General features: G+C 39.6%; 18 protein-coding genes, 1 other RNA gene and 1 riboswitch. Of the genes, 17 read left to right on the top strand and 2 right to left on the bottom strand.

The features are described from left to right. The gene (recU, locus tag FNK51_RS12545; protein WP_141993541.1) at window positions 1-612 is read right to left on the bottom strand and encodes a Holliday junction resolvase RecU; all 612 of its coding nucleotides are present in this window, start codon (window positions 610-612) and stop codon (window positions 1-3) included. Between the two features lie 144 nt (window positions 613-756). Between recU and FNK51_RS12540 the strand changes: the two genes are divergently transcribed. The 4 genes from FNK51_RS12540 (at window position 757) to FNK51_RS12525 (ending at window position 3,435) form a co-directional block, all read left to right on the top strand. Further along, complete coding sequence (locus FNK51_RS12540; RefSeq protein ID WP_098370737.1) at window positions 757-1,704, top strand: DUF2515 family protein; 948 nt, start codon at window positions 757-759, stop codon at window positions 1,702-1,704. A 355-nt stretch (window positions 1,705-2,059) separates the two neighbouring features. Beyond that, window positions 2,060-2,335, top strand: coding sequence for a hypothetical protein (locus FNK51_RS12535; protein WP_098370736.1), 276 nt, complete (start codon window positions 2,060-2,062; stop codon window positions 2,333-2,335). A gap of 69 nt (window positions 2,336-2,404) precedes the next feature. After that, the gene (locus FNK51_RS12530) at window positions 2,405-2,773 is read left to right on the top strand and encodes a YppE family protein (protein WP_141993540.1); all 369 of its coding nucleotides are present in this window, start codon (window positions 2,405-2,407) and stop codon (window positions 2,771-2,773) included. Between the two features lie 77 nt (window positions 2,774-2,850). Next, window positions 2,851-3,435: a YppG family protein gene (locus tag FNK51_RS12525; protein WP_260397963.1), complete on the top strand. Its 585-nt coding sequence runs from the start codon at window positions 2,851-2,853 to the stop codon at window positions 3,433-3,435. 68 nt (window positions 3,436-3,503) lie between these two features. On the opposite strand, the gene FNK51_RS12520 is transcribed toward FNK51_RS12525, so the two are convergent. After that, window positions 3,504-3,956 carry an Hsp20/alpha crystallin family protein gene (locus tag FNK51_RS12520; protein ID WP_098370734.1) on the bottom strand — a complete coding sequence of 151 codons (453 nt, stop codon included), beginning with the start codon at window positions 3,954-3,956 and terminating at the stop codon, window positions 3,504-3,506. 140 nt (window positions 3,957-4,096) lie between these two features. Between FNK51_RS12520 and FNK51_RS12515 the strand changes: the two genes are divergently transcribed. The 13 genes from FNK51_RS12515 to FNK51_RS12455 all read left to right on the top strand — a co-directional run bounded on the left by FNK51_RS12515 (window position 4,097) and on the right by FNK51_RS12455 (window position 19,556). Then, complete coding sequence (locus tag FNK51_RS12515) at window positions 4,097-4,858, top strand: alpha/beta fold hydrolase (protein WP_141993539.1); 762 nt, start codon at window positions 4,097-4,099, stop codon at window positions 4,856-4,858. 122 nt (window positions 4,859-4,980) lie between these two features. Then, window positions 4,981-7,257 (top strand): DEAD/DEAH box helicase, encoded by a 2,277-nt coding sequence (locus FNK51_RS12510; protein WP_098370732.1) that lies wholly within the window; start codon window positions 4,981-4,983, stop codon window positions 7,255-7,257. A gap of 36 nt (window positions 7,258-7,293) precedes the next feature. Continuing rightward, window positions 7,294-8,550, top strand: coding sequence for a ribonuclease H-like domain-containing protein (locus FNK51_RS12505; protein WP_098370731.1), 1,257 nt, complete (start codon window positions 7,294-7,296; stop codon window positions 8,548-8,550). Between the two features lie 452 nt (window positions 8,551-9,002). After that, on the top strand, window positions 9,003-9,539 hold the full coding sequence (locus FNK51_RS12500; protein ID WP_286176972.1) for a CotD family spore coat protein: 537 nt from the start codon (window positions 9,003-9,005) through the stop codon (window positions 9,537-9,539). Between the two features lie 66 nt (window positions 9,540-9,605). Next, window positions 9,606-10,157, top strand: a complete 552-nt coding sequence (locus FNK51_RS12495; protein ID WP_141993538.1) for an SLOG family protein — start codon at window positions 9,606-9,608, stop codon at window positions 10,155-10,157. 202 nt (window positions 10,158-10,359) lie between these two features. Further along, the gene (gpsB, locus tag FNK51_RS12490) at window positions 10,360-10,674 is read left to right on the top strand and encodes a cell division regulator GpsB (RefSeq protein WP_098370729.1); all 315 of its coding nucleotides are present in this window, start codon (window positions 10,360-10,362) and stop codon (window positions 10,672-10,674) included. Window positions 10,675-10,754: 80 nt separating this feature from the next. Continuing rightward, window positions 10,755-11,144, top strand: an RNA gene (gene rnpB, locus FNK51_RS12485) — RNase P RNA component class B. A gap of 644 nt (window positions 11,145-11,788) precedes the next feature. After that, window positions 11,789-12,937, top strand: a complete 1,149-nt coding sequence (locus tag FNK51_RS12480; protein ID WP_141993537.1) for a THUMP domain-containing class I SAM-dependent RNA methyltransferase — start codon at window positions 11,789-11,791, stop codon at window positions 12,935-12,937. A gap of 193 nt (window positions 12,938-13,130) precedes the next feature. Further along, complete coding sequence (locus FNK51_RS12475) at window positions 13,131-13,331, top strand: cold-shock protein (protein WP_034307871.1); 201 nt, start codon at window positions 13,131-13,133, stop codon at window positions 13,329-13,331. Between the two features lie 224 nt (window positions 13,332-13,555). Continuing rightward, window positions 13,556-15,472, top strand: coding sequence for an ATP-dependent DNA helicase (locus FNK51_RS12470; RefSeq protein WP_377397594.1), 1,917 nt, complete (start codon window positions 13,556-13,558; stop codon window positions 15,470-15,472). A gap of 133 nt (window positions 15,473-15,605) precedes the next feature. After that, window positions 15,606-17,123 (top strand): carboxypeptidase M32, encoded by a 1,518-nt coding sequence (locus tag FNK51_RS12465; RefSeq protein WP_141993535.1) that lies wholly within the window; start codon window positions 15,606-15,608, stop codon window positions 17,121-17,123. Window positions 17,124-17,387: 264 nt separating this feature from the next. Beyond that, a riboswitch (purine riboswitch) is annotated at window positions 17,388-17,489 on the top strand. Between the two features lie 161 nt (window positions 17,490-17,650). Continuing rightward, window positions 17,651-18,250, top strand: a complete 600-nt coding sequence (locus tag FNK51_RS12460; protein WP_098370725.1) for a xanthine phosphoribosyltransferase — start codon at window positions 17,651-17,653, stop codon at window positions 18,248-18,250. Further along, window positions 18,243-19,556 (top strand): nucleobase:cation symporter-2 family protein, encoded by a 1,314-nt coding sequence (locus tag FNK51_RS12455; protein ID WP_141993534.1) that lies wholly within the window; start codon window positions 18,243-18,245, stop codon window positions 19,554-19,556. The genes FNK51_RS12460 and FNK51_RS12455 overlap by 8 nt, the downstream gene beginning before the upstream one ends. Window positions 19,557-20,067 lie beyond the last annotated feature (511 nt).

The following is a 20,067-nucleotide window of genomic DNA, read 5'->3' as shown; positions in this document are numbered from 1 at the left end:
CTAAAAATTTTCTGCGATGAGCGAATCTACTACTTTAATATAGTCAATTCTCGGTTGAAAGCCAAGAGTAATCTTTCGTGAACTGCTTTCAACCTCTTGAAGAGTTATAGATTTGCGTCCGCCATCTTTCATTCTTTTCCAATAAAAACTCAGTTGTTCAGAACTCATTAGATATATATCTTCCATTGCGGAAAACCGGATGATGACAAACGCAATTCCGTCATGCTGAACGATATGTTTCATATGTTCAATTTGATGGTCATGAAAATTCTTCAAAGGGAACGAACTGCTGTTTTTCGTTTCCTTTGCTTCAAAATCAATGTACTTTCCTTTATAAACACCATTGTAATCGGTGGTCGATGCTTGTTTGAAATAAGCCTCTTTAATGACTGCAGCACTTCTTTTCGGATAGTGGACATCGACAATTTGAATGGGTGTCGGTTTTTTATGGATGACGGCAATGCCGTGTGCTAAATAATACTGATTGGTTTCGTTCAAATCGTCTTCCAATGTTTTTCCCCGGTTGCTGTAACTGATTTTTTTTAGTGGGCTTTTCTTTTCTTCCATAGCCTGCGGTACAAACTTTCGTCCATTGGGATAATGAAATGCCACTTTTACCCCTCCTTTTTTTTCACTTTTCTATATTAGCAAAAAAAGAATCCAATATGTGAATAAAAAGAATTGTTTCTTAGAACGATAGGATTTATGTACAACTATATGTCACAATTCATCGCTATGGAAAGGCTGGACTCATAGATGCGAATGTTAAAGACGGAAAAGCAATTGCTCCATTCCATAAAAGCCCAAACCGCTAAAGGGAATAGGGATAATATATCAAGAACAAAAGCATATGAACAATTTTTTAGAATGCATCCAGAAATACAATGGTCTTTTTTAGCTGGGATGGTTTCTAGGAATGCAGGCTGGAATATGTGTGATCTTGAAGGAATTTGGTTTTCCCATTTGCTTGGCCTTAAATATAGGCATCACTTATTCCTAACGTATGAAGAAGCCAACTGGAGAATATTCCAAGATGCGTATCCGCAATTACTTCTCTATCATTATTCGACGAAGTATGGACGTCCTTTGTTTCACTTATGTCATTATTTTTTTATTACCAAATTCATGAAGAACGAATGGTATTCCTTTTGGAAACATGGAGATCGTGAAAAATTAGTCACTGCGCTTATCATAAATGAACAAAACATCATTGAAGAACCGGTTATTAAAAAGCAATCTTTCGTTTTTCATTCCCTATTATTTTTCCTGCAGGACTGGATGCATTTTAGCACCGTTTTATTTCCAACTTGCAATGGAGAACTGTATGGCTCGTCGGTTTCGCATTTTAGAAATATAGATAAAAGGATTGAATTGGGGAAAAGGTTGGCTGGCCTTTTGTTTTCTGAAGATTTGTTTCCGCGCTTTTTTGAATTTTCCTGCAGGACTGAACCAACGGGTGCCAGATATGATTATGAACAATATCGAAAAAAGCCTAGGTACCATGAAACCCCGATGCTGAGGGGCGTATATCCTGTGATTCATCATCGAGCAGGGGAGACAGAGCAATGGGATATGAAAAAAAGGGTTAAAAAAAAATGGTTTATTGAACCCAAATGGGAAGAAGAGCCGTATTTGACCGATTGGTATGACCATAAACAAAAGCAGCTGCACACGGCAGCAATAATCAAAAATTTGATTTTATAATAGGAAACAGGGAAGGCGTCGATTAAGCCTTCCCTGTTTATCGTTCAGTATTTATGTCTTACGTAGAGGGGCGGTTTTCTCCACTAAGTTTCGGGTTTCCCGTTCCTGCCTTTTTAGTGGACGGCTTTTGTCGTTTTTCGTTTTTTTGCTGTCTGCTTTCATTCGACTGCATAAAATCACCTCCTGTCTGTATTCTTGTTTAAAACTTCATTCTTCATTCTGCCATTGTTGTCGAAGGGCATAATAAATTAAGTGAATTGCACTTTCTTTGCCGATTCCCTTCTAGTTTTGTCAGTCATGAAGGGCTTTCAGATAAAAAAAAGAATAGTACAGGTAAAGAATGGGAGGGATCAGCATGGTCAATAAAAGTGTCGCAACAGAAGAGATATTAAGGATGATAGCTGAGATCAGTACCAGCCTGGATCGTTTGGAAATTTCATATGGGGAAACTGTAAATACAGTGCGGTGCAAACTATGGGCGGAGCAATATACATTAGTTAATGAAGCCCAGGAAGCCATTGAGAAAGCCGAGGATTATTGGGTAAATGCTGAAGGTCCAAACCACTCCTTTTCCATTGTCCCGGAAAAAAGAATGATAAAGCACAAGGTTTTCACGGAATTGCCCGTATAAGCCAGAGGAATATCATTTTATAAAGAACTGGATTATACTTAGGGAAACAATTGTACGGAGGAATTTAATGTGCAAAAAGAAAAAATGCAGCTATTAACAGAACAATTAATACAATATACGGTCAATGCGGATGAGATTTATGAGGGTGTACGCAAGGAAGGAAAGGAAAAGGATTTCTTTTCGGAAGTCAAGCCGTTTGCAGACCTGGTCAGGACCGCATGCATCGAATGGGAAACCGGAATGAAGGAGTGGATGAAAGAAACCGAATTCAGGCATCTTTTCCCCGAGCAAATCGAACAAACCGCCCATAACCTTTCTGATGTGGCCGTTCAGGCATTTTTTCCTAAAACAAGTTATAAGCGATTTAAAAGCCACGTCCAATCGGTCGAATTCATCCTTAATAATGTAAAAACGGAAATCGATCGGATTTTATCATAAAAACACCTACACTATATTACCTCTTTTTTCATATATTATCAGAACCATGTAATGAAAAAAGAGGAGGGCTCATTGACATGATGAGATCCGGTTTTAACCAAATCTCCCCAAATCAAGGACAGTTTCCTCAACCAATGCCGGAATATTGGGGAGGGTACCAACAGCCAATGCCGTATCCTCCGCAAAATAATCATAATCTTGAACAATCATTTATGTATCCATATCATCTCCAGGATACAGGGGGCTATATGACGCCATATCATGATCCTTATCAGCAGGCTGCCTATCATCCATTCCAACAAGTCCAGCAGCAGGCGATGCCTGTGGGTGCTTATCCGGGCAACAGTGTAATGCAGCCAATGGCACAAATGCACCCAATCCAGTCCAATCAACAGCCGCAAGCTTTTAGTCCGTTCGCCAATCCGTTACAGCCAGCTAAAAGACCTCCGCAAAGTCAGCAGCAGGCCCATAATCCATATCCTAAGCAGCAGTTCATGCAAAAACCCCAGCCATCGGGTTTCAAATCGGTCATGAATCAATTCAAAACACAAGATGGCTCCATGGATATAACGAAGATGATGAATACAGCCGGACAAATGATGAATACTGTTTCACAAGTATCTTCAATGGTCAAAGGTGTAGGGGGCTTCTTCAAAGCTTAGATGGTGAATAAAGGAAAAGCAGACTTATAAGTGACCAGCCACTTTTTTAAGTCTGCTTTTATTCATGCCTAATGAATTTCAATCCGATTCCCTCTGATTTTGGGTAGGTTAAGCGTGAGGATGCCATCGCGATGTCGCGCGGTCACATTTGCTTCATCAATCGGCTTTGGAAAGGAAATGGTCCTTGATAAAGTACCGGCTGAAACTTCCTTTTGGAACAATCCTTGATTTTTATGCTTTCTATCTACATGCTTTGCAGATATGGTTACGGCATGGGACAGTACATCAATTGATATTTGGCTGCGTGCAATTCCGGGCAGGGTGGCAGTAAGGGTATATTCTGAATGTGTTTCGTGAACATCAACCGGAAAGCTGCGTTCTTTCGCCGAACCGAAGAACTCGTCAAGAGATTGCAGCATGCCTTTAGGGGGCCTCTCGGAAAACAGCCGATCCATTTTGTTAATGAAATGGGTAAAGGGTTCTATTCGATTCCGATTATTATTTTTTTCAGAAGAGGTCATCACGGTGCTCCTTTCTAAAAAATCCTTTGCCTATAGGCTATGTGAGAAATGAAGAAATGTGAATGCACTGTTGGGTTTCAGATACAGGTCTATAGGGAATAACGTTACTGAATGATTAGTAAAGGAAATGAGGGATTAATATGACAGATGGCAAGCTTTCCTACATAGACACCGGGAAAGGTAATGAAACATTGTTGTTTATCCATGGGTTTTGCGGAAGCCATGAATATTGGAGTGACATCATTGCTGAATTAAAGGGTGAATACCGGATTATTGCCGTTGATTTACGGGGGCATGGTGCAAGTGAGGAAATAGATGGATCTTTCTCGATTGAAGATATGGCTGCTGATATTGCTTCATTTTTGAAAGAACTGGAAATCGGGCAGGTCTATATGTTTGGTCATTCGCTTGGGGGATATATCACCTTGGCATTCGCAGAAAGGTTTCCTGGGAAATTGTCTGGTTTTTCATTGGTACATTCCACCGCTTTCCCGGACGATGAGACTGGAAAGGCTGGGCGCTTAAAGTCTGTCGAGAAAATCGAAAGTGAGGGAATCCCCGCTTTCATTGACGGACTTATACCAAAGCTTTTCGCTAATTCCGATGATCCCAATATTGACCATATAAAGGAAATCGGATATAAAACAAGTGAAATTGGTGCAATAGGGTCTTTACATGCTATGAGGAACAGAATTGACAGAAATCATGTACTCAAAGATACGGAGTTGCCAGTCCTATTGGTTGCAGGTGAACAGGATAAGGTGATTCCCGTTGATAAAACCTTCTCTGTAAAAGGGAGCCATATCAATGAAGTTATACTTAAGGGCAGCGGCCATATGGGAATGTTGGAAGCTCCAAGCAGGCTAATCGAAGAAATCATTCGCTTTGTCGAGAAGAATTAAATGAAAAAAGACCGAGCTGGAAACGAGATGGTGACGTTTCCAGCTTTTTTTTTTTGAAAAGGAAATAGTTTCCCTTTTGCATAGAACGTTCATTCGGTAGAATAGGAGTATGAGGTGGTCATATGAAACTGCGAAAAAATTTACAAGAAGTCATCAATGATTTAAAAACAAATGAGGATTTTAAAGATAATATAGTACATTGGCAAGTAATTGAAGCAAAAGAGGCAAAACATGTACCATTTCCCGATGCAATGAATGATAAAATCAAGCATGCTCTTGAATTACGGGGGATAAATGGATTGTATACCCATCAGGCAACTGCATTTGATACTGCTGTCGGTGGCAATAGCCTTGTAGCGGTCACACCTACTGCTTCTGGAAAAACATTATGCTATAATTTGCCGGTCCTTCAAAAAATACTGGAAGATAAAAAAACTAGGGCGCTTTATATTTTTCCGACAAAAGCGCTGAGTTATGATCAAAAGAGCGAATTGAATGAAATGATTCATGAAATGGATGCTGAGATAAATAGTTATACATACGATGGGGACACACCTTCAAATATCAGGCAAAAAATCCGCCAGGCAGGGCATATCGTGATCACCAATCCTGATATGCTCCATTCCGGTATCCTGCCCCATCATACGAAATGGGTCTCTTTGTTTGAAAACTTGAAGTATGTGGTAATCGATGAACTTCATATTTACCGCGGCGTTTTCGGAAGTCATACAGCCAACGTCATAAGAAGGTTAAAAAGGATCTGCAAGTTTTATGGAAGCGACCCTGTATTCATCTGTACATCCGCTACGATCAATAACCCAAAAGAGTTGGCAGAAGAGCTCACGGAAAAACAAATGGTCCTAATCGATAATAACGGAGCCCCAAGTGGTAAAAAGCATTTTGTTTTTTACAATCCCCCAATAGTAAATAAACCGCTGAACATACGAAGGAGCGCGGTTTTGGAAGTCCGGAAACTAGCAAATGAATTTTTGAAAAATAAAATTCAAACGATCGTTTTTGCGCGAAGCAGGGTTCGTGTGGAAATTCTATTGACATATTTACAGGAACTTGTGTCAAAGCAACTGGGGCCAAAGTCGATCAGGGGCTATCGCGGTGGATATCTGCCAACACAGCGCAGAGAAATTGAACAAGGACTCAGGGATGGTTCCATTTATGGAGTGGTTTCCACAAATGCACTTGAGTTGGGCGTCGATATCGGCCAGCTTCAGGTTTGCATAATGACTGGTTACCCTGGATCCATATCGAGTGCTTGGCAACAGGCGGGACGAGCAGGTAGAAGGCATGGTGAAGCATTGATCGTCATGGTCGGCAGTTCTAGTGCCCTAGATCAATATATCGTACAGCATCCCGAATATTTCTTTACCAGAAATCCAGAAACTGCCAGAATCAATCCGGATAATCTTTTGATCTTGGTTGATCATGTAAAATGTGCAGCATATGAGCTCCCATTTAAAAAAGGCGATACCTTTGGGAAAACAGAGATTATGGACGTTCTTGAATTCCTTACGGAAGAAAGGGTCTTACACTTAAATGGGGACAAATGGCATTGGATGAATGATGCTTTTCCCGCAAGCAATATCAGCCTGCGTTCAGCGGCACAGGAAAATGTCGTGATCATCGACCAAACGAATGCACCGGTTAATCGGGTCATAGGGGAAATGGATACGTTCAGTGCAATGACCCTCCTCCACGATGAAGCCATCTATTTGCACCAGGGAATTCAATTTCAGGTGGAAGAACTTGATTGGGATGAAAAGAAAGCTTATGTACGTGAAGTCAATGTGGACTATTATACGGATGCCAACCTTGCTGTTCAGTTGTCTGTATTGGAAGTCGATAAACAGCGAACTTTCGCTTCCACAGCAGCTGCTTTTGGTGATGTCGCAATCCGGGCGATGCCTACGATCTTCAAAAAAATCAAATTCGAAACTCATGAGAATATTGGTTCAGGACCAATCAGTCTCCCGGAGATGGAACTGCACACGAGTTCAGCCATGCTTTCCATGGATCCCGATATATTTAAGTGGGACGAAAATCGGATAGAACAAGGAATGATAGGTGCCTCCCATGCTCTTAATTACATGATTCCGCTACATGTTATGTGCGATCCGCATGATATTCATGTTTATCCGCAGGTTAAGGCAGCACATAATGAAAAACCGACCATTTTTATCTATGATAGTTATCCGGGAGGCATAGGGTTAAGTGATAAAGTATATGAAAACTCTGAAGTCATTCTGCTTGAAACAATATCAATGATCGAAAATTGCGCTTGTGAAAGCGGCTGTCCTTCCTGTATCGGGACGGAATCCGCAACGAAAACAGCCAAGAGTGATGCCAAACAATTATTGGGTCAATTTTGTAAGCAAAAACATTAATAGATTACAGTGATAAGTGAAAAGAGGTGTAATTTTATGTCCTTAAAAAATAAATTGAACCGTATGAAAACGCATATGAACCTAGGGGAACATCCTACTCCTGTAAAAGAAGATGACCAGACAGTGAATGAAGAAATTCCTTACTATGAAAAGTGGCTGGAGAATGATACCGTTTCCTTTCATTTCGATGGTGACTATTGTTTCATTAGGGAAGTCCGCTACCCTATAAATCACAAACACGGGTTATATGCATTTTCCGAGCTGAAAAAGGTTGTAAAAGAGTGGAATCAAACTTCATTGGAGCATCCACTATCCGCTAGGGGCGTTAAAAGTGAAGATCTGTTTTTCTTCGATACGGAAACAACAGGGCTTGGAGGTGGAGCCGGCAATACCATTTTTTTACTTGGCTATGCATATTTAGAAGGTGAAGAAGTAGTCGTGAAGCAACATATCCTTCCGCAGCCTGGAAGTGAAATCCCGCTTTATCAAAGCTTTCTGGAAAACATCAATTACGAAACACTTGTCACATATAATGGTAAATCCTTTGATTGGCCCCAGCTAAAAACCAGACATACCTTGATAAAAGAGCATGTACCAAAACTACCGGAATTCGGACATTTCGATTTATATCATGCTTCAAGACGCCTTTGGAAAAACAAATTGGAACGAGTGAAATTATCAGCAGTTGAAACAGATATTCTAGGTGTTTATAGGGAGGATGATATTCCTGGATATTTGGCGCCGATGATTTATTTTGATTTTGTTGAGCGGAAGAATCCGGAAATTCTGTTTGGAATCATGAAGCATAATGAATTGGATATCTTATCACTGATCACATTGTATATTCATTTATCCCGAAAAATCCTCCAAATCGATGGATATACGGAAGAGTCCATGGAAATTGCACGATGGCTCGCTTATTTGGGAAAAAAAGAGGAGTCAGTTGAGACATATCAAAAAATATTGGAAGCAGGAAATGAGGAAGATCGGATAATCGCTGGCCATGCCTTAGCCTTCCAGAAAAAGAAGCAAAAACTATTCAATGAAGCTTTGGAGATTTGGAAGGAAGCCGCCTTAAAAGGAAATGTGCAAATAAGGATACAGGCACAGATTGAATGTGCAAAATTATATGAACATCAATTTAAGGACGTCGGTCTTGCTCTAAAATGTTCAATAATCGCACTTCAAGAGATGGTGAGCGAAGGGACCTTGCCAGGGAAAAAACAATCGGAATTGGAAAAGAGGATCCATCGGCTCGAAAAGAAAGAGCAATCTAAGGGTATTTCTATATAATATATGGGAATTGAATTGGTCTTTTAGTGCAAAAGGATGAAAATAAAAAATATGTATACAATTATTGTAGCCTTCAACTATTATGTGTAAAATGGAAAGAGTTGAGGGTGAAATTCTGAAGCGTTCATTTCATTCCTTTACATCATAAATTCAAGGTGAAAGCGGAGCGAAGAAATGTATAAAACGACTTTATTTCTATTTTTTGTTGTCCTTTGTTTAACAATTGTTTTATTTACTTCATTAAAAGACAGTCTCTATTCCTTTTTATAGAAAATTACCCTCAGTACATTTGAAGGGATAGCATTAATATAATAGTGTACTTATCGACAGCCATACATCGTTTTATACTTATTCTGTATAATTAGGTCATTTCATCAGTACACGTATCCCCTTTTTTTCATAGTCTGTAATGGTAAGACAAAACTTATCATGATGAAAGGGGACGTATTATAATGTATTTTCGTAATTGTGGAGGAAATAAACCCAATGTAATGGGAGCATACGGGAACGCACCTGGAGTTATGGGCGCATCAACCGGTAAACACCCCCACCACGTAATGGGAGCGTCAACCGGTAAACACCCTCACAACGTAATGGGAGCGTCAACCGGTAAAAAGTCTAACGTAATGGGAGCCTATAGTCCATCGGCTGTGTCTCCAGCGCAATATGGTCCATCGGCTGTGTCTCCAGCGCAATATGGTCCATCAGCTGTGTCTCCAGCGCAATATGGTCCAACACAAACATCTCCATCTCAAGTTGCCCCAGCGCAAGTCTCTCCGACACAGCAATTTGTCAATACGAATGTATCGAACACAGTGATTCCTGTCGTTCATCCATCACATACTACAAATGTCAATAAACATGTGAACACGTTTAAACATTATTTCCCGCATACTCAATCCGTGGTGAACGAGTGCTATAATCAACACTTGATTTGTGGAAGGCCGCCGCAAAACCCATGCTGTCCGCCTGGTCATTTCGGATATTAAAAAATAAGGGCTTATAAGCCCTTGTTTTCTTACATAAGATCATGTTAAAAGGAGATTAGCCAAGCGATGAAGGTTTTGTATATGACGGGCTATAAGGCTTTTGAATTCGGGATATTCAAAAATGACCATGAAGCCGTAAAATATATAAAGAAAGCGATGAAGCAGCGTCTCCTTCCATTGGCGGAAGATGGGCTGGAATGGGTGATCATTTCAGGTCAATTGGGTACGGAACTATGGGGTGCAGAAGTGGTGTTCGAATTACAGGAGGAATATCCTCAGCTTAAATTAGGGGTGCTTACTCCTTTCCTGAAACAGGAAGAGTCATGGAACGAGACGAATCAAGACTATTACCGATCCATATTGGCCCGTGCCGATTTTGTTGAGTCCATTTTCAATAAACCATATGAAGGGCCACAACAGCTGAAAATTAAAAATAGGTATATGGTCCATAAAAGCGATGCCATGCTCATCATTTTCGAAGTTGAAAAAGAAGGATCATCCCGATATCCTTATTTCGAGGCGATGAAAAAAGCCGAAACACAGCCATACCCCATCTTTCAGATAAACTTTGATGATCTGCAACTGGCTGCTGAAGAAGCGAGCTGGTCCGAAGAATGATGGAGTGAAAATAATTATGGATTAAAAGTTGTTTCTAAAGCATAATCATATTATTATGAAATTTAGATACAGATTTAATGGGAATACATATCGTTCACTAAACAGTATGCATACAAAATGGTGTTTCGTTGACAAACCCAAGCAGATTTGAAAAAATAATAAAAAGTCGATTGTATTGGCGAAAGTATTGAGGTGAAGTCTTATGCTATCCGATAAGATAAAATTAACGGCTAAAGATATTCTTGAAAAAGATTTTAAAACAGCCATGCGCGGTTATAAACCTGAAGATGTGGATCAATTCCTGGATCTGATCATTAAAGATTATGAAGTGTTCCATCAGGAAATCGAAGATCTTAAACAAGAAAATCTTAAATTGAAAAAACAAGCCGCCGAAGAGAGTACAAAACGTCCAAATCAACCTGCTCCAAGTGCCACTCCGGGAACCACTAACTTTGATATCCTTAAACGGTTATCTAACTTGGAAAAGCATGTTTTTGGTAACAAGCTTTTTGACTGAGATTTTGCATTGTAAAAGTGAAAATTATTTTGGTATTGTTTTTTCATGAGTAATGGAGTATAATCAATTATGTTATGTTAACGTTTGGGTAATTGCTGCTGCATTTATGCAGTAGAGGAAAGTCCATGCTCGCACGGACTGCGATGTCCGTAGTGTTCGTGCCTGGCGAAAAAATAAGCTTGGGCAGCAATCTTGGATTGCTGACGGCTGGGAAAATGCCTAAGTCCTTTTGGATATGGCATGAATACCTATAAAAGTGCCACAGTGACGTAGCCTTTACAGAAATGTAAAGGGTGGAACGAGGTAAACCCCACGAGCGAGAAACCCAAATTAATGGTAGGGGCGCTTTCTTCCTTGGAATTGAACGAGGAGAAGGACAGAAGCATATGCTTCTGTAGATAGATGATTACCGCCGAAGTACGAGACGCGAGTCGCTTGCAGTACTGAGGAACAAAACATGGCTTACAGAACGTTATCATATTACACCAAAAGCACAACTCTCCTTTTAAAAGGGGAGTTTTTGTTTATGGAGATTGCCTGATTATAAAAAGATTGGGCATTTCCATTTATTATTCGTTTTCTGAAACACCGCTGTGTTAAACTAAGAACTTGGCAAGTTTTTCATTCCATCTCGAAAAGTGTCAAGCGGAAAGAAAAATGAGCTTGAATGAAGTCAGTCGGTAACGTTTAAAAAAATAGTGTCGGAATGTAAAGCATTTCCTTGATTCTGGGTATCCTATTTTTAAAGGTTCCTTAACTCTTCTGTTAACCCTAAAATGAAGGTATCAAGACGGAAAACTTCAAATTTCAGGCTAATGAATGGGAAGCATACATAATTGGTTTTGATGATTTCAATCATATGATTGCAGCGTGTATCTTAAGGTACATGGATAATTGAGTAGTGCTGTATTTAATTATTGAATGTTCTCGCTACATGATCATGAAATAAGCTAAGCAAACAATGAAGAATTCTAACTGAAATATAAAAAAGCGGTGGACCTTTTAAATAAGGTTTACATGTAAAAAATCAATGCCTGATTCTTAAATACATAAATGAAGAAATTCGGGAAAAGGTGCCATTGATTTGGATTAATGGAAAGAAGGTGCAAGATTAATGAAACAATTCGATATTATCGCAACATCAGCAATGGGATTGGAATCAATTGTTGCCAAGGAGGTTAGGGATCTTGGTTACGATTGTCAAGTCGAAAATGGTAAAATCACATATAAAGGCGACCAATCCGCCATTGCCCGCTCTAATTTATGGCTGCGCAGTGCCGATAGGGTGAAAATTAAAGTAGCGGAATTTAAAGCATATTCATTTGATGAGTTGTTTGAAAAAACAAAGGCATTGAATTGGGAAGATTACTTATCAGCCGATGTAGAGTTCCCTGTGAGTGGAAAATCCGTTAAGTCAAAGCTTTACAGTGTCCCTGATTGTCAGGCTATTGTCAAAAAGGCGATTGTTGATAGATTGAAAAGTAAATATAAGCAAGTGTCTTGGTTTGCAGAGACTGGTCCTTTGTTTAAAATTGAAGTGTCTATTTTAAAAGATGTAGTGACACTTACCATAGATACTTCAGGTGCAGGTTTGCATAAACGGGGATATCGGACAGGGCAGGGGGAGGCACCCCTTAAAGAAACATTGGCGGCTGCCTTGATCATGCTGACCAATTGGAAACCGGATAAACCTTTCATAGATCCATTTTGTGGATCTGGAACGATTCCCATCGAGGCAGCCTTAATTGGGCAGAACATAGCACCTGGGTTTAACAGGGAATTCGTATCTGAAACCTGGGCATGGATGGACAGCAAGGTTTGGGATGAAGCACGGATTGAGGCTGAAGATTTAGCCGATTATGATCAGTACTTGGACATAACCGGTTGTGATATTGACCATCGAATGGTCGATATAGCTAAAGCGAATAGTTTTGAAGCGGGTCTTGGTGATCTGATTGAATTCAAACAAATGCAGGTGAGGGATATCTCGACAAGGAAAGAGTATGGTGTCATTGTCGGGAACCCGCCTTATGGAGAACGTCTTGGTGAGAAAAAAGAGGTTGAGCAGATGTATAGAGAAATGGGCCAAGCCTTCAAGAAGCTTGATACATGGTCAGTATACATGATTACCTCCAATCCTGACTTCGAACAGCATTACGGTAAGCCTGCAACGAAAAAAAGGAAATTGTTCAATGGTTTCATCCGTGCTGACCTTTATCAATATTGGGGGAAAAGGCCGCCAAGACAGCCTCAAGGTGAATAAGTAGGTAGAATATAACGGAGGATTTTGTTGGTCAGGACGATTTATTCATAATAGGTTCCAGTCTTGCTTATCATTTCCTTTTCTGTTATTCTAATAATGAATTATTTTTGTTCAGATTTAAGGAATACCTTAATATTCTTTTGAGCAAGGATAGTAATATAATGTGTGGAGAACACACTAGGAGGCAACAAAAATGGAACAAGGTAAAGTAAAATGGTTTAACGCAGAAAAAGGTTTTGGATTCATCGAACGTGAAGGTGGAGACGATGTATTCGTACATTTCTCAGCTATCCAAGGCGAAGGTTTCAAAACACTTGAAGAAGGCCAAGACGTTACATTTGATGTAGAACAAGGTCAACGTGGACCACAAGCATCAAACGTAAACAAAGCTTAATTCAACCCTATATTATTTACAGACAGGCTCTCTTTTGGAGCCTGTCTTTTATTTTACGAATCGGACAACCAGGCAGCATACATAGAAAAACAGACATAATACGCTTCATTTCTGATGGTTGGTAAATATCTTGACTATTAATATGAAATAAAGGATAATATACTTTTGCCTAGATAAGTAATGATTCGGATACTATATACTGATGATAGATAAAAGGGGAGACCATGATGCTTAAAACACTGCCTTTTTCGGTAACAAAGGAAGATTCTTTTTACGATAAGCTTTCAGAATGGATCGGTGATGTTTTTTACGATATTCTTCCCGAAAAAGGATTTGAGCTGCGTGACGAACAAATCTTCATGGCTTTTCAGTTAGAAAAAGCCTTTAAAGAAAAGAATGTAAGTTTTGCTGAAGCAGGGGTAGGGACCGGTAAGACTTTGGTCTATTTACTATATGCGATTTGTTATGCGAGATATACGAATAAACCTGCAATTATTTCATGTGCGGATGAAACGTTGATTGAACAGCTTGTCAAAGAGGAAGGCGACATCCAAAAAATCAAGAATGCTTTAGGTATTGAAGTGGATGTTAGGCTTGCCAAGTATCACGATCAATATGTATGTCTTAAGAAATTGGATTACGCAGTGAATCATGAAGATTCAGAGGGAATAGATCAGCTATATGATGAACTTCCCAAGTTTGTCCATGATAACTCATCCATGAACGCCTATACAGCGTATGGGGACCGTAAACAGTATCCATATTTAAATGATGAAGACTGGTCTAAAGTTGGCTGGGATCAGCTCCAAAACTGTTTTACTTGTGATAAACGCCATCGTTGTGGGCAAACCCTATCACGGGACCACTACCGAAAATCAAGTGATTTGATCATTTGTTCACATGACTTCTTCATGGAGCATGTATGGACTAAGGAAAAGCGTAAGCGAGAAGGACAGTTACCATTGCTGCCTGATCATAGCTGCGTTGTCTTTGATGAAGGTCACCTATTGGAGTTTGCTGCTCAAAAGGCTTTAACTTATAAAGTTGGGGAACAGACCCTTGCTTCGGTTTTAGAATTGCTTACAGCCAATCAGGTTCGTGAAGAAACGTTATACATCATTGAGGATTTAATTGATATCAATGAAGAATTTTTTGATTTGTTGGATGAAAAGGCGATACATGTCAGCGGATCTAATCGTTATGAAATTCCGATGTCCAAAGAAATTACAAGCTTCGCCCAAAAGCTCCACAAAAAGGTTGAAGAGTTAGAGGAGAACCTTGTTTTTGAAGCGGAAATGTACACGATCAATGACTATGATTTAAAAGTGACGGAAGAATATTTAGAGCAGCTGGGCTACTCCCTTTCTCTATTTGTGAAGGATGAACAGGCCGTTTCCTGGTTTGAAGAAAATGAAATGACCAAAACATTGGTCATCATGCCAAGGCTTGTACAGGATATTTTGTCTGAACAGGTATTCTCTAAAAAAATTCCTTACATTTTTTCATCGGCAACATTATCGGATAATAAATCCTTCCAATATATTGCAGATAGTTTAGGGATAGAAAAGTATGACAGCTTCTCCGTTGAATCACCATTTGATTACGATGAAGTCATGAAAATGAACATGCCGGTCTTCGAAAATGGAGATCAATTGGCAAAACTTCAATATACGATGAAGACAATCGAGGAAAATGAAGGTCGAACACTAGTGTTATTTCATTCGAAAGAAGAATTGCATTGGTTCAAGGAAAACTGCCCAATATCTTCTTATCCATTTTATTTTGAAGGGGAAGCGGAAATCAGCGAGCTTGTTAAGAAGTTCCAAGAGGATGAGCAATCTGTCCTTTTCTCCTATCATTTATGGGAAGGGCTTGATGTTCCAGGTCCTTCATTACAAAATGTAGTGATACACTCCCTTCCATTCCCGCCACGCGATCCAGTTTTCGAGGCCAAACGCAACTCGGTTACCGACGCATTCGAAGAAGTGGATCTTCCATACATGCTCCTTCGGTTGCGCCAGGGAATAGGGCGATTGATCAGGACGAGCAATGATTCGGGAACAGTCCAGATTTTGACTGAAAAGGATCTTTCGGAACAGGTGAAAGAGAAGATAGTATCCATTCTTCCTGTAACGCTTTAACTAAAGTCCAATCCAAAATAAGAGCCAAGGTGCCCCTTGGCTCTTATTTTATTTTAATTTATTAATCGAAGTGGTTCTGATATGAAAGATTTTTGTATAATATGGTAAAGTGTAGTTGGAAGGAGCAGTGAATATGAAAAAAAAGGGTATAGATCTGATAGAAAAAGAGTTTAGAGAATATGTAAAGAAAATCTCGGCCTATAATGAAGCTCTCGCGTTAATTTTTTGGGATTTGCGTACAGGTGCACCGAAACAGGGAGGTGAGCAGCGTTCCGAAGTTATCGGCGTGCTTTCCTCCGAGGTGTTTAATATGAGCACAAGTAAAGAAATGGAATCCTTCATTGCAGAACTTTCGCTGGAGAAAGCCACTCTTAGTGAAACGACGAATAAAATGGTACAAGAGTGTAAAAAAGAGTTTGAAAGGAATAAGAAAATTCCTGCCAACGAATATAAGGAATTCGTCATTTTACAATCGCGTTCTGAAAGTGCATGGGAAGAGGCAAGGGAAAAAGCTGATTTTTCATTATTTCAACCTTATCTGGAGCAAATTGTAGCTTATACCCGTAGGTTCGTAGAGTACTGGGGATATGAAGGGACGAAATATAATACCCTTTTAGATATGTATGAACCAGGCATGACCGTAGATATACTTGACAGCGTATTCAGTGAGCTTCGGGCGAGGATCGTTCCATTGGTAAAACAGATTGCCGAAAGCGAACATAGACCTGAAACAGCGTTCCTTTATAAAGAATTTCCAAAAGAAAAACAGCATAAACTTAACTTGGAAATTTTAAAACAGCTAGGATACGATTTCAAGGCTGGCAGGCTGGATGAAACAGTTCACCCTTTTGAAATTAGAATAAACAGGGGCGATGTCCGGGTGACGACCCGATACGATGAAAATGATTTTAGGGGGGCAATCTTTGGTACCATCCATGAATGCGGACATGCCATTTATGAGCAGAATATCGCCGAAGAATTAACTGGAACACTTCTCGATGGCGGGACATCAATGGGAATCCATGAATCACAATCATTGTTTTTCGAAAACTTCATTGGACGGAACCATAGCTTCTGGAAAAATAAATTCTCCTTATTAAAAGCTTATGCTCCCGAACAATTCAATGATGTGACACTGGATGAATTTTACCGGGGAATTAACGAATCAAAACCATCGTTCATCCGTATTGAAGCAGATGAACTGACGTATCCTCTACATATTATGATTCGGTATGAACTGGAAAAGGCTCTCTTTAATGGAGAACTGGAAGTGAAGGATTTACCGGAAGTCTGGAATGAAAAATACAAGGATTATTTGGGAATTGTGCCCGAAAATGATGCCATGGGCGTGTTGCAAGATGTGCACTGGGCAGATGGCAGCTTTGGTTATTTCCCTTCTTATGCATTGGGATATATGTATGCAGCCCAAATCAAGCAATCGATGCTTAAAGATTTGCCTGATTTTGATGGCCTGTTGGAAGCGGGTGATATTGCTCCAATCAGGAAATGGCTTAATGAAAAGATACATAAATACGGAAAAACAAAAAAGCCTCTTGAGATTTTGAAAGAAACGACAGGAGAGGGCCTGAATGTTCAGTATTTAATAACGTATCTTGAAAATAAATATAAAGAAGTTTATAAAATCAAATGAATTAATAGAAGAAGGACTTGGTTTAAATGCCAAGACCTTCTTCTTTTTTATGGGTCGCTACAAAAGTGACGTGTATGATACCAGTAAATGGAACATGAAGATGGAGTGATTTTTTCTTTTGAGAGGAAAATCCCTGTTATTTAGGCTTTGTGATTTCGCAATTTTCTAATAATACGAATGATGATTTAATTTTTTAAATGAAAGTTCGGTTTTTATCAAAAATTACTTTTCAAATAGAGCCAGCGTTGTTATAATTCATATATTAATAAAATATAAAGTTTCACTCGTATAATAGCAGGGATATGGCCTGCAAGTTTCTACCGGATTACCGTAAATAATTCGACTATGGGTGAGTAATAGATCTTGTTGCATAATGAAGGCTTTTGCTGATTCATTTTTCATTCATGCCCAAGAAGTATTGCTTCACTCCAAAAAAGTGTCGCAATGTTTCTTGGGCTTTTTTATATGCCGGGAAATGATTGCGTGGTTTATGGGTCAATAATCATCCAAGTTTGGGAGGAACCTTCATGCAACTTTTAAAGGAAAAAATCTTGTCCGAGGGTCAAGCTTTATCAGAAGATATCTTAAAAGTAGATTCATTCTTAAATCATCAAATGGATCCGATACTAATGAAAGAAATTGGTAAAGAATTCGTAAAACGTTTCGAACAAAAGGAAATAACGAAAGTGCTGACGATTGAATCTTCAGGCATTGGACCTGGTTTGATGGCCGCGTTGGAATTGGAAGTTCCGCTAATTTTTGCCCGTAAACGTAAATCACTTACTTTAACAAATGATTTAGTGTCCGCGTCCGTTCATTCCTTTACAAAAAAAGAAACCAATACTATTACGGTTTCCAATAAATATATTGAAGCTGGAGATAAGGTTTTGATCATCGATGACTTCCTTGCGGTCGGTCAGGCAGCCAGGGGCTTGGTGGAAATCTGTAGGCAGGTTGGAGCAGAAGTGGCCGGAATCGGCATCGTGATTGAAAAGGCATTCCAAAGTGGTGGTAAGGATCTTAGGGAACAAGGTTTTCAAGTCGAATCACTTGCGAGGATTGCTGAGTTGAAATTCGGTGAGATTACGTTCGCCGAGGAAATGGAAGGAGCAACCGTCAATGTCTAATCAATCACCTTTAAAGGTTGCTTCCTTAGGATTACAACATGTCCTTGCCATGTATGCCGGTGCAGTCGTCATTCCATTGATTGTCGGTGGGGCGCTGGGATTGACTGCAGCGCAGTTGACTTATTTAGTTTCAATAGACATTTTGATGTGCGGGATAGCAACTTTATTGCAAGTGTGGAAAAATAAATTCTTTGGAATTGGGCTTCCGGTCGTCCTAGGCTGTACATTCACAGCAGTTAGCCCGATGATTGCAATTGGTACGCAATATGGAATCAACTCCATTTATGGATCTATATTGGTGTCGGGATTGATCGTCGTTATCATTAGTAAATTCTTCGGAAAACTGGCAAGGTTTTTCCCACCCATTGTCACTGGATCGGTCGTTTTGATTATTGGCATAACGCTCATTCCTGTTGCCATCAACAATCTTGGTGGAGGTCAAGGTGCTGCTGATTTTGGAGACTTGAATAATGTAGCTCTTGGTTTTGGAACTTTGTTATTCATTATATTCATGTATAAATTCTCATCGGGATTCGTACGCTCCATTTCTATTTTATTGGGGCTGTTAGTCGGAACATTTGCAGCTTTCTTCCTTGGAAAAGTGGATTTTAGCTCAGTGGTCAGTGCCACTTGGCTGCATATGCCTCATTTTTTCTACTTTGGAGCGCCGACATTTAACGTCACGGCGATCATTACGATGACATTGGTGGCGATCGTCAGCTTGGTGGAATCGACTGGTGTTTATTATGCCCTTGGTGAAATCACGGATAAAGAGATATCAGAAGACGATCTGGCTCGCGGATATCGTGCTGAAGGTCTGGCCATCATGATTGGCGGTTTATTCAATTCGTTTCCGTATACGGCATTTTCACAAAATGTCGGATTGATTCAATTGTCAGGCATTAAAACAAGGAATGTCATATACACAACAGCGGGCATTCTCATTTTCATAGGATTTGTTCCTAAAATTGGTGCATTCACGACGATTATTCCTTCCTCCGTGCTTGGCGGTGCAATGGTTGCAATGTTCGGGATGGTAATTGCCGCTGGAATTAAGATGTTGAGCAAAGTGGATTTTGCTTCTCAAGAAAATTTATTGATCATCGCTTGTTCAGTAGGTATGGGACTTGGTGTGACGGTCGTTCCTGAACTATTTGCGCAAATTCCGGAAAGCTTTCAAATCTTAACGGAAAACGGTATTGTAGCCGGAAGTTTGACAGCCATTTTCTTGAATATCGTCTTTAACATCGTCCCTACAAAAGGGAAAGTGAAGGAAGCTCGTATTGAAGGGCAAAAAGTAGCCTGATTAAAAATAGATTCGGTAAACTTGATAGATTCAACCATTTAATGCCCAAAATCCTCAGGTGATGAGGATTTTAGGCATTTTTTCATTTATGCCGAAGCAAATCATTGATAATGAAATTGGAGTTTTGTCAGATAAAAGGAAACTCTCTTCACTTTTTGAATATATTGATAGTATATGTTCAGGAAAGTAGTGATAGGGATGGAGAAAAAATATTGTATTCATTGTCGAACCATTTTAAGCCAGGAGTTTAGGTGCAGCGTTTGTGGAAAAGAGGAGTTTCAAAATATCATTATTCAAGTTCAAAATCAATCTTCTGTAAAGAAAGAAGAATGAAAGCGCCCCCTTACCGATTTTAGGTAAGGGGGTTTAATATTTCATGATTACATTTCGATCATCAAGATGATATGAGGAGTACCTACGCCTTTTAATGACATGGGTAGATGGATTGCTTCATGAAACCCATACATTTTGGGCGTCCATATTGGCATGACAGGGGATATCCGTGGGAGAA

Origin of the sequence: Bacillus sp. B4EP4a (genome assembly GCF_006680105.1) — a bacterium.
Lineage (GTDB): Bacteria > Bacillota > Bacilli > Bacillales > DSM-1321 > Peribacillus > Peribacillus simplex_E.
Note: the sequence above shows the minus strand (reverse complement) of the source record. Positions and strands in the feature narration are given on the sequence as shown.